This is a genomic window from Rubrivivax soli, assembly GCF_049810355.1.
In the GTDB taxonomy this organism is placed as follows: domain Bacteria; phylum Pseudomonadota; class Gammaproteobacteria; order Burkholderiales; family Burkholderiaceae_C; genus Rubrivivax.
In genome coordinates this window covers 4,580,994-4,594,701 of sequence record NZ_CP187368.1, presented here as the reverse complement: position 1 = coordinate 4,594,701, position 13,708 = coordinate 4,580,994, and the positions used below count along the sequence as shown (strand labels likewise).

The following is a 13,708-nucleotide window of genomic DNA, read 5'->3' as shown; positions in this document are numbered from 1 at the left end:
CAGGTGAGCGTCGCCACCCCCCACGCCGCCGTGGCGGCGGTCTGGCGTGTCGAGTCGGCCAAGATCGTCGCCGGCGTCGCGCGCCTGGTGCGCGACATCGGCCTGGCCGAGGAACTGGCGCAGGACGCGCTGGTGGCCGCGCTGGAGCACTGGCCGCGCGGCGGCGTGCCCGACAACCCGGGCGCCTGGCTCATGACCACCGCCAAGCACCGCGCGCTGGACCACCTGCGCCACCTGCAGATGCAGGCGCGCAAGCACGAGGAGATCGGCGCCGACCTCGAGGCGCGGCAGGCGCTGGTCGTGCCCGACTTCGTCGACAGCCTCGACGCGCGCCGCGCCGACCACATCGGCGACGACCTGCTGCGGCTGATCTTCTGCGCCTGCCACCCGGTGCTCGGCACCGAGGCCCGGCTGGCGCTGACGCTGAAGCTGCTGGGCGGGCTGAGCACGGCCGAGATCGCTCGCGCCTTCCTCGTGCCCGAGCCCACCGTGGCACAGCGCATCGTGCGCGCCAAGCGCACGCTGGCGGCCGCGCAGGTGCCGTTCGAGCTGCCGCCGCCGGCCGAGCTGCAGGCGCGCCTGGGGTCGGTGCTGGAAGTGATCTACCTGATCTTCAACGAGGGCTACACCGCCACCAGCGGCAGCGACTGGCTGCGCCCGGCGCTGTGCGACGACGCGCTGCGCCTGGGCCGCGTGCTGGCCGGCCTGGCGCCCGACGCGAGCGAGGTGCACGGCCTGCTGGCGCTGATGCAGCTGCAGGCCTCGCGCAATGCCGCGCGGCTGGACGCGCAGGGCCAGCCGGTGCTGCTGCTGGAGCAGCAGCGCGCGCGCTGGGACCAGGCGCTGATCGGCCGCGGCCTGGAGGCGCTGGCGCGTGCCGAGGCGCTGGGCGGCGCGGCCCTGCCCTATGCGCTGCAGGCCGCCATCGCCGCCTGCCATGCGCGCGCGGCGCGGGCCGAGGACACCGACTGGGCGCGCATCGCCGCGCTGTACGGCACGCTGGCGCAGGTGGCGCCGTCGCCGGTGGTGGAACTCAACCGCGCCGTCGCGGTGGGCATGGCGCACGGCCCGGCAGCCGGGCTGGCGCTGGTCGACGCGCTGGGCGACCCGCCGGCGCTGCGCCCATACCACTGGCTGCCCGCGGTGCGCGGCGACCTGCTGCTCCGGCTGGGCCGCCACGACGCGGCCCGCGCCGCCTTCGAGGCCGCGGCGCGGCTGGCACGCAACGGGCCCGAACGCGCGCTGCTGGAGCGGCGGGCCCGCGAGGCTGCCGAGGCCGGCACGGCACGCTGAGCACCTGCGCGACGGCGCAGGTGCAGCGTCAGTGCAGCACCAGCAACGGCAGCTTGCAGCGCGCCAGCACGTTCTTCGTGTGCGATCCGAACAGCAGTTCGCCGAAGGCGCCGCGGCCGTGCGTGGCCATGACGATCATGTCGCAGCCGAATTCGCGGGCGGCGTCGACGATGGCGTCGTCCACGGCGTCGGTGCGCAGGAACTTGCCCTGGTAGGGCACGCCCACCTCCTGGGCCTTGCTGCCGAAGCGCGCCAGCACCTCGCGCGCGTGCTGCTCGGTGCGTGCCAGGTGGGCATCGGCGTCCCGCGTGTAGACACTGGGGTTGCTGCCCATCGTGGGCAGCGGCGGCATCGGCTCGGCGACGAAGGCGGTGAGCCTGGCGCCCAGCTTCTGCGCCAGTTCCAGCGCCGACAACGCGGCACGTTCGGACAGTTCGGTGCCGTCCACGGGCACGAGCAGATGGGTGTACATGCGGGGTTCTCCTTCGGGGTGTCTGCCGGCCAGTCTAGGCAGCGCACCGGGCGCCGCATTGACCAAGCTCAAGCCCGCATTCAGGAGCCCGCGACCGCGCTGCGCAGTTCCTCGGTGTCGAACTGCAGCTTCACGAAGGCCTCGGTAGCGGCGGGTGCATCGCCGGCGCGGGCGCGGCTGGCGCCCACGTACAGCAAGGTGCCGGCCGAGTGCCGCCAGGTGTAGGTGAGCGACCCCACGCTGCTGCGTTCGCGCTGTGCCTCCACGGCCGCCTCGGCGCGGCGGTCCAGCGCCACGCGCTGCCAGATCGCGCGCAGGTTGTGGCGGGCATCGAAGTGCCACACCGCCAGCGCCTGCGCCACGGTCTCGCGGTACATGCGGGTGCCGTCCTGCTTCAGCCACGCCACCGAGACGCTGGGCTCCAGTTCCAGCCGCGGCAGCGGGCGCAGCCAGGCGGTGGTGTTCCAGCGCAGGCCCGGCCGCACGACCTCGGCCTGGGTGTCGGCCAGCCGGCCGCTCTCCAGCGTGGTCTCCAGCAACGGGAACCAGCGCGCCGGCGTCATCACCAGGCCCGTCTCGACGTAGCGCTCGCGCAGCAGCGGCCGGCCCGCGTCCACGCGCAGCAGCCGCCCCGGATGCAGCTCGAACCACCACTCCAGGTTGCGTGCCGCGGTGGCGTACAGGCCGGGCCGCCAGTCCTGCAGCACGGTCTCGCCGCTGCGGCGGTCGCGCGTGTGCTCCAGCAGCAGGTTCAGCCCGAAGTCGTTGAACGGACCCAGGCCGCGCCAGGTGCGGCTGCCGAAGGCACTGACCCGGCGCACGCCGGCCTGCGCGACGAAGCCGGTGTCCTGGCGGAAGCCGCGCGTGATGTCGTCGAGCTCGATGTTGAACTCGCTGTCGTCGGTGAGCCGCCAGAGCTTGCCGTAGAGCCGGTCGCCGTCCTGCTGCGGGCCGGCTGCGGTGCTGTCGGCGCCCGTGAAGGCGTCGGTGCGGGAGTGCAGCCACTGCGCCCGCGCGCGCCAGGCGCCGTCGATCTGCCAGCCGGCATCGGCGCCCAGCACGTCGTTGCTGCCGGCGCCGTCGTCGTAGCGGCGGCTGCTGGCGATGGCGCCCAGCTGCAGCGCATCCTGGTTGCCGCGCAGCCGCAGCGCCAGCGTGCGCGAGCCCGGCTGCGCCACGGCGTCGGTGCCGTAGGCGCCGGGCAGCAGCACGATGCCGCCGCCGCGGTCGTCCACCACGAAGCCGCTGCCCGACCACAGCGGCCCGCGCCAGGTGCCGCGCAGGCCCCAGCGCGGCTCGGTGAAGCTGCGCGTGTAGAAGGCCTCGGTCGGGCTGCGCAGCAGGTCGGCCGACTCGAAGAAGAACGGCCGCTTCTCGGGGAACGACAGCGCGAAGCGCGTGTTGCCGGCGAGCTGCGGCACGTCCAGCGCCACCTGCGAGAAGTCGGGGTTCAGCGTCGCGTCGACCACCAGTTCGGCACGCGGGCGCCACTTCACGTCGAGGCTCGTGTCGGCGTCGTTGCGCCGGCCGCCCTGGCCATCGTCGCGCGTGCGCAGCGTGATGCTGGGCCGCAGCGTCAGGAACGCGTGCTGCGCGGGCAGCGCCACGCCCTGCAGCGGCTGCATCGTGGCGATGAAGCTGGGCGCGTCGCGCGGGATCGGCGTGCTCGCCAGCAGGTGGAACTGGTCGCGCGGCAGGCGGCGCGCGACCATGACGCGCCAGTCCTGCGGGCCTTCGGCAAAGCGCAGCGACGCGAACGGCAGCCGCAGCACGGCCGTCCAGCCCGTGGGTGTGCGCTGCGTGGCGGCGTCCCAGTCGAAGTCGGGCGCGAAGTCCTCGCTGTCGTCGGCCGCGGTGTGCAGGCCGTCGGCCGTGCTGCCGGCGGCGTTGACGCGGAAGAACTGCGCCGCCTGGCGGCTGCCGATGGGGTCGACGTACACGACGACGAAGTCCTGCGTGCGGTTGACCTGGTCGGCGCGCACGATCACGTCGCGGATGCGCTCGGGCGCGGTGTCGTGCACCGTGATGCCGACCCACAGCGCGCGTTCGTCGAACAGCACCTGCACCTGCGTGGCCTGCACCGGCGCGGCGCCGTTGCCGGGCTGGGTCTCGACGAAGCCGTCGTGCACCGGCGCGCGCTGCCAGGCCGGGTGCGCCAGGCTGCCGTCCAGCCGCAGCACCTCGCCCGGCTGCAGGCGCTCGGCCCGCATCGGCGCGCCGGGTTCGGCGTGCAGGGCCAGGGGGGCGGCCAGGGCCAGCCAGGCCATCGTCCAGGTCAGCAGGGGTCGCAACATGGCGCGGCATTGTGGGGCCGGCCGCGGCAGCCGGGATAATCGGCCTCCCACGTTTCCACGTCCCCCGAGGCCCCCACGATGACGCGCGTCTACAACTTCAGCGCCGGCCCCGCCGCCCTGCCCGAACCGGTGCTGCGCCAGGCCGCCGCCGAGATGCTGGACTGGCAGGGCTCGGGCATGTCGGTGATGGAGATGAGCCACCGCGGCAAGGAGTTCACGCGCATCGCGGCGCAGGTGGAAGCCGACCTGCGCCGGCTGCTGGCGGTGCCGGCGAACTACAGGACGCTGTTCATGCAGGGCGGTGCCATCGCCGAGAACGCCATCGTGCCGATGAACATGCTGCGCGGCCACGCCAGTGCCGACTACATCGACACCGGCGCCTGGAGCCAGCGCAGCATCGCCGAGGCGCGGCGCTACGGCGGCGTGAACGTGGCGGCCAGCAGCGAGGCGACCGGCTACGACCGCGTCCCGCCGCGCGGCACGTGGCAGCTCGACCCCGGCGCGGCCTACGTGCACATCTGCTCGAACGAGACCATCGGCGGCGTCGAGTACCACTTCACGCCCGACGTGGGCGACGTGCCGCTGGTGGCCGACATGTCCAGCAGCATCCTGAGCCGGCCGGTGGACGTCTCGAAGTACGGGCTGATCTACGGCGGCGCGCAGAAGAACATCGGCCCGGCCGGGCTGACGCTGGTGATCGTGCGCGAGGACCTCATCGGCCACGCGATGCCCTGCACGCCCACCGCGTTCGACTACCAGGTGGTGGCCGAGCACGGCAGCATGTACAACACGCCGCCCACCTACACGATGTACATCGCCGGGCTGGTGTTCCAGTGGATCCTGGACCAGGGCGGCCTGCAGGCCATGGAGGCGCGCAACCGCGCCAAGGCCGCGCTGCTGTACGACTACATCGACAGCCAGGACTTCTACACGAGCCCGGTGCAGCGCGACTGCCGCTCGCTGATGAACGTGCCGTTCCGGCTGGCCGACCCCGCGCTCGACGCCGCCTTCCTGCAAGGCGCCGACGCGCGCGGCCTGGTGCAGCTGAAGGGCCACCGCATCGTGGGCGGCATGCGCGCGTCGATCTACAACGCCATGCCGATCGAAGGCGTGCAGGCGCTGGTGGACTACATGCGCGAGTTCGCGGCGCGCCGTGGCTGACGCTGCCGACGGCGGCACGCCGACGCTGGAGCGCGGGCCCGGCGGCGTCGCCACGCTGCGGCTGAACCGGCCGCAGCACCTGAACCGCCTGCACCGCGCCGACCTGCAGGCACTGCAGGCGCACTGCGCCGCGCTGCGCCACGACGAGAGCGTGCGCGTGCTGGTGCTCACCGGCAGCGGGCGCGCGTTCTGCGCCGGCTTCCACCTGGGCGAACTCGACGGTGCCGACGACCCGCGGCTGTTCGAGCACGTGGTCGACGCGGTCGAGGCGCTGCCGATGCCCACCATCGCGCGCCTGAACGGCGGCGTCTACGGCGGCGCCACGGACCTGGCGCTGGCCTGCGACTTCCGCATCGGCTGCACCGGCATGGAGCTGCGCATGCCGGCCGCACGGCTGGGCCTGCACTACTACCCCAGCGGCCTGCAGCGCTACGTGTCGCGGCTGGGACTGCCGGCGGCCAAGCGGCTGTTCCTGCTGGCCGAGCGCGTGGACGCGGCCGAGCTGCTGCGCATCGGCTACCTCGACGCGCTGGTGGCGCCCGACGCGCTGGACGGCGCCGTCGCAGGCATGGTCGCGGCGCTGCAGGCCGGCGCGCCGCTGGCGCTGCGCGGCATGAAGCTGTCGCTCAACGAGATCGCGCGCGGCGAGTTCGAGCTCGGCCACCTGCGAGAACGCGAGGCGCTGTGCGCCGCCAGCGACGACCTGCGCGAGGGCGTGGCCGCCTTCGCCGAGAAGCGCGTGCCGCGCTTCCAGGGCCGCTGACGCAGCAACGGGCGCCGCAACTTCAGCCGGCGCGCAGGTGCCGGTACACCGTGGTGCGCGAGATGCCCAGGCAACGCGCCGTCTCGCTGACGCTGCCGCAGCGCTCGAACGCCCGCCGCACCAGGTCGCTGGCCCCTTGCTGCAGCACCGAGCCCGCTGCCGGCCCAGCGGCCGGCAGCAGCACGTCCAAGGCCGCCGCGTCCAGCCTCGGGCTGCCCGCCTGCGCGGCCTGCAGCAGCGCCCGCGTCAGCACCGAACGCAGTTCGCGGAAGTTGCCGGGCCAGCGGTGCTGCGCCAGCCGCGCGATGGCGGCGTCGTCGATGCGCGCGGCCGGATCCAGCGCCGCCAGCGTGGCCTGCACGGCGGCACGGAAGTCCTGCCGCGCGCGCAGCGGCGGCAGGTCCACGCGCACCGTGTTCAGCCGGTACAGCAGGTCGCTGCGGAAACGCCGGGCGGCGGCCTCGGCCTCCAGGTCGGCATGCGTGGCGGCCAGCAGCTGCACGTCGACCTGCCGCGGCGTGGTGCCGCCCACCGGGCGCACGACCTGGTCGTCGAGGAAGCGCAGCAGCGCCGCCTGCAGCGGCAGCGGCAGCTCGCCCACCTCGTCGAGCAGCAGCGTGCCGCCGTCGGCCCCCGCGATGAGCCCGGCGCTGCCCTCGCGGCGGGCGCCGGTGAAGGCGCCGCCCACGTAGCCGAACAGCTCGGCCTCGATCAGCTCGGCCGGCAGCGCACCGCAGTTCACGGCGACGAACGCGCCGGCGCGCCCGCTGCGGCGGTGCAGGTGGCGCGCCAGCACCTCCTTGCCGCTGCCGGTCTCGCCCTGGATCAGCACCGGCACATGCAGGCGCACGGCGGCTTCGGCCAGGCGGTAGGCGGCCACCACGGCCGGGTCGTCGTGCACCGGGCCGGCAGCCGGCGCTGTCGCGGGTGCTGCGGCCCGTGCGACCGGTGTGGCGGGTGCGGTCGTCGGGTGCGTGGCCGCGGACACGGCCGCACGCCGGGGCGCCTGGCGTGCAGGCGTGGCGACCAGCTGCGCCACCAGCGCGCTGCCCAGGCTGTCGCGCAGGCGCTGCGGCCCCTGCCGCTGCAGCCGCGCCAGCACCAGGTCGAAGGCTTCGCCGAACAGCGCCTCGAAGGCCGTGCCGGTGCCGGCCTCCAGGCCCTGCAGCAGCTGGCGCGCGCGCGCGTTCAGCGCCTGCAGGGTGCCGCCGCCGTCGAAGGCCAGCAGCCCGGCGCTCAGCGTGCCCAGGAACTCGGGCCGCGGGTGCAGCGCCAGCAGCCAGTGGCCGCGCATCTGGTGCTGCAGCAGGCCGTTCTCGATGTGCGTGGCCGCCATCTGCACCAGCGCCTGCGTGTGGTGCTGGCGCGAGGCGAAGTAGCTCGAGGCGTCGAGCACGCCCACCACGTCGCCGGCGGCGTCGTGCACCGGCGCCGCGGTGCACGAGATGTCGCCCAGGCTCAGGAAGTAGTGCTCCAGCCCGGTGACGGCCACCGGGCGGCCGGCGGCCAGCGCGGTGCCCAGGCCGTTGGTGCCGCACAGGGCCTCGCTCCAGCAGCTGCCGGCGACGATGGCGGCGCCGTCGTCGCTCATCGAGAAGCGGTTGTCGGCGTAGAGGTCCAGGATGACGCCCTCGCGGTCGGCGAAGGCGAGCAGGAAGTTCGAGCCCGCGATCTGCTGCGACAGGGTCTCGAGCTCGGCGCGGGCCAGGCGGCGCGCCACCTCGCTGCGCTCGCGCCGGCGCTGCAACTCGGCCGCCTCCAGCACCTGCACCTGCAGCGCGCGCGCCGGGTCCAGCCCGGCCTGCATGCAGCGCACCCAGCTGTCGAGCAGCTCGGGCGCGGGCAGGCCGTCGGGCGGCATCGCGGCGCCGCGGGCACGCACGGCGTGGGCGTGGGCCAGCTGGCGCTGGGCGCTCGGGTCCATCGGCATGTCTCCTGGCGCCGATCGTCCGTCGGCTGTGCGAGGCACGGTAGCAGGCCCCCCGGGCAGCGGCAACTGCACCGTTTCTGAACAGATCGGCGCGCCGCTGTTTCGCCGCTGCACGCCGGGCGCCGCCGCCGGGCCCCGCTGCGGGGGCGGGTGTTCCCCGACTGGTACGTGCATTGCAGACGCTGCCGGCGCGCCGGAGCACCGGCGCGCTGTGAAGCACAACACGAGGAGACACCCGATGCGACCGATCCCGACGCCGCCGTGGCTGACCACGACCGCCGCCGCCGCCCTGCTGGCGCTGAGCACGCTGCCTGCCGCCGCGCAGACCAACATCGAGAAGCTCAAGCAGATGAAGGTCGCGACCACCGACCTGAACATCCCGATGGTGGCGCAGACCGGCCGCAACGCCGACGCGATCCGCGCCAACCTCAAGCGCGTGAAGCTGCCGCCAGGCTTCAGCATCGACCTCTACGCCGTGGTGCCCGACGCGCGCCACATGGCGGTCGCGCCCAGCACCAACATGCTCTTCGTGGGCACGCGCAAGACCACGGTCTGGGCCGTCACCGACCGCAACAGCGACGGCGTCGCCGACGAGGTGAAGTCCTTCGCGCCGAGTCTGAAGTTCACCAACCCCAACGGCGTGTGCTGGACGCGCGACGGCTTCCTCATCGTCACCGAGCACAACCGGGTGCTGAACTTCCCGGCCGCCGAGTTCTTCTACGAAGGCCCGGACGTGGCCGTGATCGAGGTCGTGCCGCAGGGCAAGCTGATCCCGGTGGAAGAAGAGAGCTACAACCACGGCGCCCGCACCTGCCGCGTCAGTGACGACGGCATGCTGCACGTCACGCTGGGCCAGCCCTACAACGTGCAGCCCAAGGAGAAGGTGGCGCTCTACGAGCAGCTGGGCATCGGCGGCATGATCAAGCTCAACGCCTTCGACGGCTCCAAGCGCGAGGTGGTCGCGCGCGGCGTGCGCAACTCGGTGGGCATGGACATCAACCCGAAGGACAAGTCGGTCTGGTTCACCGACAACCAGACCGACGGCATGGGCGACGACATCCCGCCGGGCGAGCTGAACCGCGTCTCGAAGACGGGCGAGCACTTCGGCTACCCCTTCATCCACGGCAACAACATCCAGATCGCCGGCACCGCCGCGGCACCGGACCTGAAGGGCATGGCCGCGCCGGCGCAGTGGACCAAGCCGCAGGTCGAGTTCCCGGCGCACCAGGCGCAGCTGGGCATGGCCTTCTACAACGGCCGCATGTTCCCGCAGAAGTACCAGGGCGGCGTGTTCGTCGCCGCGCACGGCTCGTGGAACCGCACCAAGCCCAGCGGCGCGCTGGTCCAGTTCGTGTCGATGAAGGCCGACGGCACGGCCGACAAGCTCGAGACCTTCGCCGAGGGCTGGCTCGACGAGAACGGCATCTACCGCGGCCGGCCGGTGGACGTGGCGCAGATGAAGGACGGCTCGCTGCTCGTCAGCGACGACTTCGCCGGCGCCATCTACCGCATCACCTACAGCGCACCCTGATGCGTGGGCCGTTGCGTGGACCGGGGCGGCTGCTGCCGGCCCTGGCGGCGGCGCTGCTCGCGGGCGGCGCCGCCGCGCAGGACCTGGCCGCGGGCCGCGCGAAGGCGCAGGCCTGTGCCGTGTGCCACGGGGCGCTGGGGGTGTCGGTGGCGCCCGACGCGCCGAACCTCGCGGGCCAGCCGGCGATCTACGTCGCCGCGCAGCTGCGTGCCTACCGCAGCGGGCGCCGCGCCCACGAGGTGATGGCGGTGATGGCCAAGGGGCTGAGCGACGACGACATCGCCAACCTCGCGGCCTGGTACGCGGCGATCAAGGTCGAGGTGACGGCCCCCTGACGCCGCCGGCGCCCCAGGCACTCACGGTGCGGCGACGCTGATCGCCGCGCCGTGCAGGTCCAGCGCGAGCAGCTGCGCGCCCACGCGGTAGGGCCCGCCGGCGTGGGCCAGCAGCCGCAGCCGCACGGCTTCGGCGTGCTGCGGCTCGCAGTGCGGCAGCAGCACGCCGAAGTGCGTGCCATGCCAGCACGCCACCACGTCGGTGCTGCGCACCCGGCTGCGCAGCCGCCGCGCGCACTCGGCCAGCAGCTGCTGGCGCTGCGCATCGCCGACGGCGGGGTCGGCATGGGCCTGCAGGATCAACGTCGACAGCGGCCGGCCGTCGCGGCGGCAGCGCAGCAGGTGCCGCTGCGCCAGCCGGCGGAAGTCGTCGGCGTCGGCCAGCTCCACCACGGGCAGCGGCGGCGGCGCGCCGCGCAGCGGCAACGGGCGATCGGGACAGGGCGGCGGGGAGGTCGGGTCCTGCGTCTGCAGCATGGTGGGTGCGTGTCGGCGTGGTGGTGGTCGGGTGAGGGACCACGGGCTCCTGCGGCGGCGTGGTCGCCTCCCTGTTCCGCAGCGGCTTGCAGCCCCTCCCCCCTTGCAACGGAGCCCGGCGGCGAAACCCGACATCGTTGTTACATTTGCGGCTCTCCTGCCGGGATTCCATGTCTGACATCACGAAGCTGCTGCAGGCCGCAGGCAGCGGCGACCGCCTCGCCGCCGACCGCGCCTTCGCCCTGCTCTACGCCGACCTGCAGCGCCTGGCACGCAGCCGGCTGCGCCACGGCAGCGCGCTGACGCTGCTGGACACCACGGCACTGGTGCACGAGTCCTACCTGCGGCTGCAGGCCGGCGGCGGCACCTCGTTCGCCGACCGCCACCACTTCATGGCCTACGCGGCCAAGGTGATGCGCGCCGTCGTCATCGACGTGGTGCGCGCGCGCCTGGCCGAACGCCGCGGCGGTGGCGCCGCGAAGGTGACGCTGGACACCGGCCTGGCGGAAGGCCTGGTGGACGGCCTGGCCGCGCACGACGACGAGGTGCTGCGCGTGCACGAGGCGCTGGACGAACTGGCGGCGCTGGAACCCCGCCTCGCGCAGGTGGTGGAGCTGCGCTACTTCGGCGGCCTGACCGAAGCCGAGATCGCCGCCAGCCTGGACGTGACCGAGCGCACCGTGCAGCGCGACTGGCACAAGGCGCGGCTGTTCCTGCGGGTGGCGCTGCGCTGATGGCCACGGGCCCGGTCGACCGCGCGCGCTGGCAGGTGCTGTCGCCGCTGCTCGACACGCTGCTGGACCTGCCCGCGCCCGAGCGCGCGGCGCGCCTGGCCGCGCTGTGGGCCGACGACCCCGGGCTGGCCGCCGATCTGGCGCCCTGGCTCGACGAACTCGCTGGCCTGGACGACAGCAGCTTCCTGCAGGCCCCGGCGCTGCCACCGCCGCCGGGCCTGGCCGGCCGCATCGTGGGCGCCTACACGCTGGTGCGCGAGATCGGCCGCGGCGGCATGGGCAGCGTGTGGCTGGCGCAGCGCACCGACGGCCGCTTCGAGGCCGAGGTGGCGATCAAGTTCCTCGACGCCGGGCTGTTCTCGGCCGCCGGCACCGAGCGCTTCGCGCGCGAGGGCAGCATCATGGCCCGGCTGGCGCACCCGCACATCGCGCGGCTGCTCGACGCCGGCCACCTGGCCACCGCCGGCGCCGGCCAGCCCTACCTGGTGCTGGAACACGTGCCGGGGCTGCCCATCGACGCGTTCTGCGCCGCGCACGACCTGCCGCTGCCCGACCGGCTGCACCTGGTGCTGGACGTGCTGGACGCGGTGGCACACGCGCACAACCGGCTGATCCTGCACCGCGACCTGAAGCCGTCGAACATCCTCGTCACCGCGGCGGGCGAGGTGAAGCTGCTCGACTTCGGCATCGCCAAGCTGCTCGACGCTGCGGCCAACGGGATGGGCGACGGCGCGCTGACGCAGCAGGCCGGCAACGCCTTCACGCCACAGTACGCGGCGCCCGAGCAGCTGCAGGGCGGCGAGGTCTCCACGGCCACCGACGTCTACGCCCTGGGCGTGCTGCTGTACCGGCTGCTCAGCGGCCGGCTGCCGCTGGAAGGCGAGGCGGGCAACACGCTGTCGCACTGGCACGCGGTGGTGGAACGCACGCCGCCGCTGGTGTCGCAGGCGGTGCTGCAGGAGGCCCGGCAGGCCGGCCGCACCGACAGCGACGCGAAGCGCCGCGCGCGGGCGCTGCAGGGCGACCTCGACACCATCGTCGCGAAGGCGCTGAAGAAGCAGCCCGCCGAACGCTACGCCAACGCCGCCGCGCTGGCCGACGACCTGCGCCGGCATCTCGCGCACGCGCCCATCGCCGCGCGGCCCGACACCTGGGCCTACCGCAGCGCCAAGTTCCTGCGCCGCCACCGCGTGGCCGTGGGCGCCGGCACGGCTGCGGCGCTGGCGCTGGCCGGCAGCGCCGCCGTGGCGGTGCACGAAGGCCGCCAGGCGCAGCGCCAGCAGGCGCAGGCCGAAGGGCTGATCGAGTTCCTGCTCGGCGACCTGCCGGCCAAGCTGAAGCCCGTGGGGCGGCTCGACGCGCTCGACGCCGTGGGCGACCGCGCACTCGCCTACTACGCCGCGCAGAGCCCGGGCTCGCTGGATGCCGAATCGCTGGGCCGGCGCGCGCGGGCGCTGCACCTGATGGGCGAGATCACCGAACAGGCCGGCCGGCTCGACGACGCCGCACAGCGCTTCGCCGAGGCCGCGGCCAGCACGGGCGAACTGCTGGCGCGCCACCCTGGCCAGCCGCAGCACGTGTTCAACCACGCGCAGAGCGAGTACTGGGTCGGCTTCATCGCCCGACGCCGCGGCCTGCGCGACGACGCCGAGGCCGCCTTCCTGCGCTACCAGGCCCTGGCGCAGCAGCTCACCCGGATCGACCCGGCCGATCTCGACTGGCGCACGGAGGTCGCCTACGCCAGCCAGAACCTGGGCGTCCTGCAGCTCGAGGCCGGCCGCGCCGACGCTGCGCTGGCTTCGTTCCGGCAGACGCAGCAGGCCTGGCAGAGCGTGGTGCCGACGCGCCCGGCCATGGCCGAGGACCAGGCCAACACGCTGGGCTGGCTGAGCAAGGCGCACGAGGCGCTGCACGACTTCGACGCCGCGATCGCCGCGCAGCGCGCCAAGTTCGAGGCGCTGGCGCGCGTGCCCGACGCGGCGCGCAACCGCGGCGTGCAGTCGCACGCCGGCATCGCGCACTACGACATCGCGCGGCTGCAGGCGGCCCAGGGCCAGACCGACGCGGCGCAGGCCAGCCTGGAGTCCGCACGCACGATCAACCAGGCCCTGGTGCGGCTGGACCCGCAGAACCTGGACTGGCGGGCCGTGCTGGCGGCCACGCTGGCCAGCACCGCCGAACTGCACGCCGCCGGGGCCGGCGCCACCACGCTGGCGCCACGCCTGGCCGAGCTGCAGGCCCTGGTGGCGCCGCTGCTGGCCGCGCCGCAGCCCAAGCTGCGCTGGTGGCTGCACCTGCAGGGGCGGCTGCTGGTGCTGCAGGCCCGTGCCGACGCACCCGGGGCCGCCGCCGCGCTGCGGTCCTGGCTGGCCGAGGTGGACACCTTCGAGCGCGGCGGCCAGCCGCCCGACGCCGAGCAGTCGCGCATCGCTGCAGCGGCCGGCATGGCCCTGGGCGACCTGCTGCAGCGCCGCGGGCGGCCCGGCGATGCGGGCGCGGCCGCGGACGCCTGGCAGCAGGCGGCGCTGCGGCTGCAGCCCGGGCTGCAGCGCCGGGAACTGCCGGCGCTGGCACTGGCGGCGCAGCTGGCCTGGCGCCGGGGAGCGGTTCAAGAAGCGCGGGCACACGCCGAAAAGCTGGTTGCGACTGCTTACCGTCCTGCCGAGCTGCAAGCCTTGCACGACGCCCTGGCCCGCGCCGGCGCCACCGCGCGCTGAG

At 74.3% G+C, this 13,708-nt stretch carries 11 protein-coding genes; 7 read left to right on the top strand and 4 right to left on the bottom strand.

Annotated features, from left to right (window positions below; all coding sequences use genetic code 11):
- Positions 1 to 3 precede the first annotated feature (3 nt).
- Positions 4 to 1,293, top strand: coding sequence for an RNA polymerase sigma factor (locus tag ACPOLB_RS21105; RefSeq protein WP_425258010.1), 1,290 nt, complete (start codon positions 4 to 6; stop codon positions 1,291 to 1,293).
- A gap of 28 nt (positions 1,294 to 1,321) precedes the next feature.
- On the opposite strand, the gene ACPOLB_RS21100 is transcribed toward ACPOLB_RS21105, so the two are convergent.
- Both ACPOLB_RS21100 and ACPOLB_RS21095 read right to left on the bottom strand, forming a co-directional pair.
- On the bottom strand, positions 1,322 to 1,765 hold the full coding sequence (locus ACPOLB_RS21100) for a universal stress protein (protein ID WP_425258009.1): 444 nt from the start codon (positions 1,763 to 1,765) through the stop codon (positions 1,322 to 1,324).
- Positions 1,766 to 1,845: 80 nt separating this feature from the next.
- Positions 1,846 to 4,059 carry a DUF5916 domain-containing protein gene (locus tag ACPOLB_RS21095; RefSeq protein ID WP_425258008.1) on the bottom strand — a complete coding sequence of 738 codons (2,214 nt, stop codon included), beginning with the start codon at positions 4,057 to 4,059 and terminating at the stop codon, positions 1,846 to 1,848.
- 78 nt (positions 4,060 to 4,137) lie between these two features.
- Here ACPOLB_RS21095 and serC point away from each other — a divergent pair, with 78 nt between their 5' ends.
- Entirely contained in the window at positions 4,138 to 5,220 is a 1,083-nt protein-coding gene (gene serC / locus ACPOLB_RS21090) for a 3-phosphoserine/phosphohydroxythreonine transaminase (RefSeq protein WP_425258007.1), read from the top strand.
- Entirely contained in the window at positions 5,213 to 5,983 is a 771-nt protein-coding gene (locus ACPOLB_RS21085) for an enoyl-CoA hydratase/isomerase family protein (RefSeq protein WP_425258006.1), read from the top strand. The genes serC and ACPOLB_RS21085 overlap by 8 nt, the downstream gene beginning before the upstream one ends.
- Before the next feature lie 22 nt (positions 5,984 to 6,005).
- On the opposite strand, the gene ACPOLB_RS21080 is transcribed toward ACPOLB_RS21085, so the two are convergent.
- The gene (locus tag ACPOLB_RS21080) at positions 6,006 to 7,907 is read right to left on the bottom strand and encodes a sigma-54-dependent Fis family transcriptional regulator (RefSeq protein ID WP_425258004.1); all 1,902 of its coding nucleotides are present in this window, start codon (positions 7,905 to 7,907) and stop codon (positions 6,006 to 6,008) included.
- Between the two features lie 244 nt (positions 7,908 to 8,151).
- Between ACPOLB_RS21080 and ACPOLB_RS21075 the strand changes: the two genes are divergently transcribed.
- Both ACPOLB_RS21075 and ACPOLB_RS21070 read left to right on the top strand, forming a co-directional pair.
- Positions 8,152 to 9,444: a PQQ-dependent sugar dehydrogenase gene (locus ACPOLB_RS21075; RefSeq protein WP_425258003.1), complete on the top strand. Its 1,293-nt coding sequence runs from the start codon at positions 8,152 to 8,154 to the stop codon at positions 9,442 to 9,444.
- The gene (locus tag ACPOLB_RS21070; RefSeq protein ID WP_425258002.1) at positions 9,444 to 9,779 is read left to right on the top strand and encodes a c-type cytochrome; all 336 of its coding nucleotides are present in this window, start codon (positions 9,444 to 9,446) and stop codon (positions 9,777 to 9,779) included. The genes ACPOLB_RS21075 and ACPOLB_RS21070 overlap by 1 nt, the downstream gene beginning before the upstream one ends.
- Before the next feature lie 21 nt (positions 9,780 to 9,800).
- On the opposite strand, the gene ACPOLB_RS21065 is transcribed toward ACPOLB_RS21070, so the two are convergent.
- On the bottom strand, positions 9,801 to 10,256 hold the full coding sequence (locus ACPOLB_RS21065; protein ID WP_425258001.1) for a diguanylate cyclase domain-containing protein: 456 nt from the start codon (positions 10,254 to 10,256) through the stop codon (positions 9,801 to 9,803).
- A 170-nt stretch (positions 10,257 to 10,426) separates the two neighbouring features.
- Here ACPOLB_RS21065 and ACPOLB_RS21060 point away from each other — a divergent pair, with 170 nt between their 5' ends.
- Positions 10,427 to 10,990 (top strand): ECF-type sigma factor, encoded by a 564-nt coding sequence (locus ACPOLB_RS21060; protein WP_425258000.1) that lies wholly within the window; start codon positions 10,427 to 10,429, stop codon positions 10,988 to 10,990.
- Complete coding sequence (locus ACPOLB_RS21055; protein WP_425257999.1) at positions 10,990 to 13,707, top strand: protein kinase domain-containing protein; 2,718 nt, start codon at positions 10,990 to 10,992, stop codon at positions 13,705 to 13,707. Before ACPOLB_RS21060 ends, ACPOLB_RS21055 begins: the two co-directional genes overlap by 1 nt.
- Position 13,708: the final 1 nt, after the last annotated feature.

Coding starts and splice junctions, on each gene's coding strand:
- serC (WP_425258007.1), top strand. CDS start 4,138: ATGACGCGCGTCTACAACTTCAGCGCCGGCCCCGCCGCCCTGCCCGAA.
- ACPOLB_RS21060 (WP_425258000.1), top strand. CDS start 10,427: ATGTCTGACATCACGAAGCTGCTGCAGGCCGCAGGCAGCGGCGACCGC.
- ACPOLB_RS21080 (WP_425258004.1), bottom strand. CDS start 7,907: ATGGACCCGAGCGCCCAGCGCCAGCTGGCCCACGCCCACGCCGTGCGT.
- ACPOLB_RS21070 (WP_425258002.1), top strand. CDS start 9,444: ATGCGTGGGCCGTTGCGTGGACCGGGGCGGCTGCTGCCGGCCCTGGCG.
- ACPOLB_RS21065 (WP_425258001.1), bottom strand. CDS start 10,256: ATGCTGCAGACGCAGGACCCGACCTCCCCGCCGCCCTGTCCCGATCGC.
- ACPOLB_RS21055 (WP_425257999.1), top strand. CDS start 10,990: ATGGCCACGGGCCCGGTCGACCGCGCGCGCTGGCAGGTGCTGTCGCCG.
- ACPOLB_RS21075 (WP_425258003.1), top strand. CDS start 8,152: ATGCGACCGATCCCGACGCCGCCGTGGCTGACCACGACCGCCGCCGCC.
- ACPOLB_RS21100 (WP_425258009.1), bottom strand. CDS start 1,765: ATGTACACCCATCTGCTCGTGCCCGTGGACGGCACCGAACTGTCCGAA.
- ACPOLB_RS21095 (WP_425258008.1), bottom strand. CDS start 4,059: ATGTTGCGACCCCTGCTGACCTGGACGATGGCCTGGCTGGCCCTGGCC.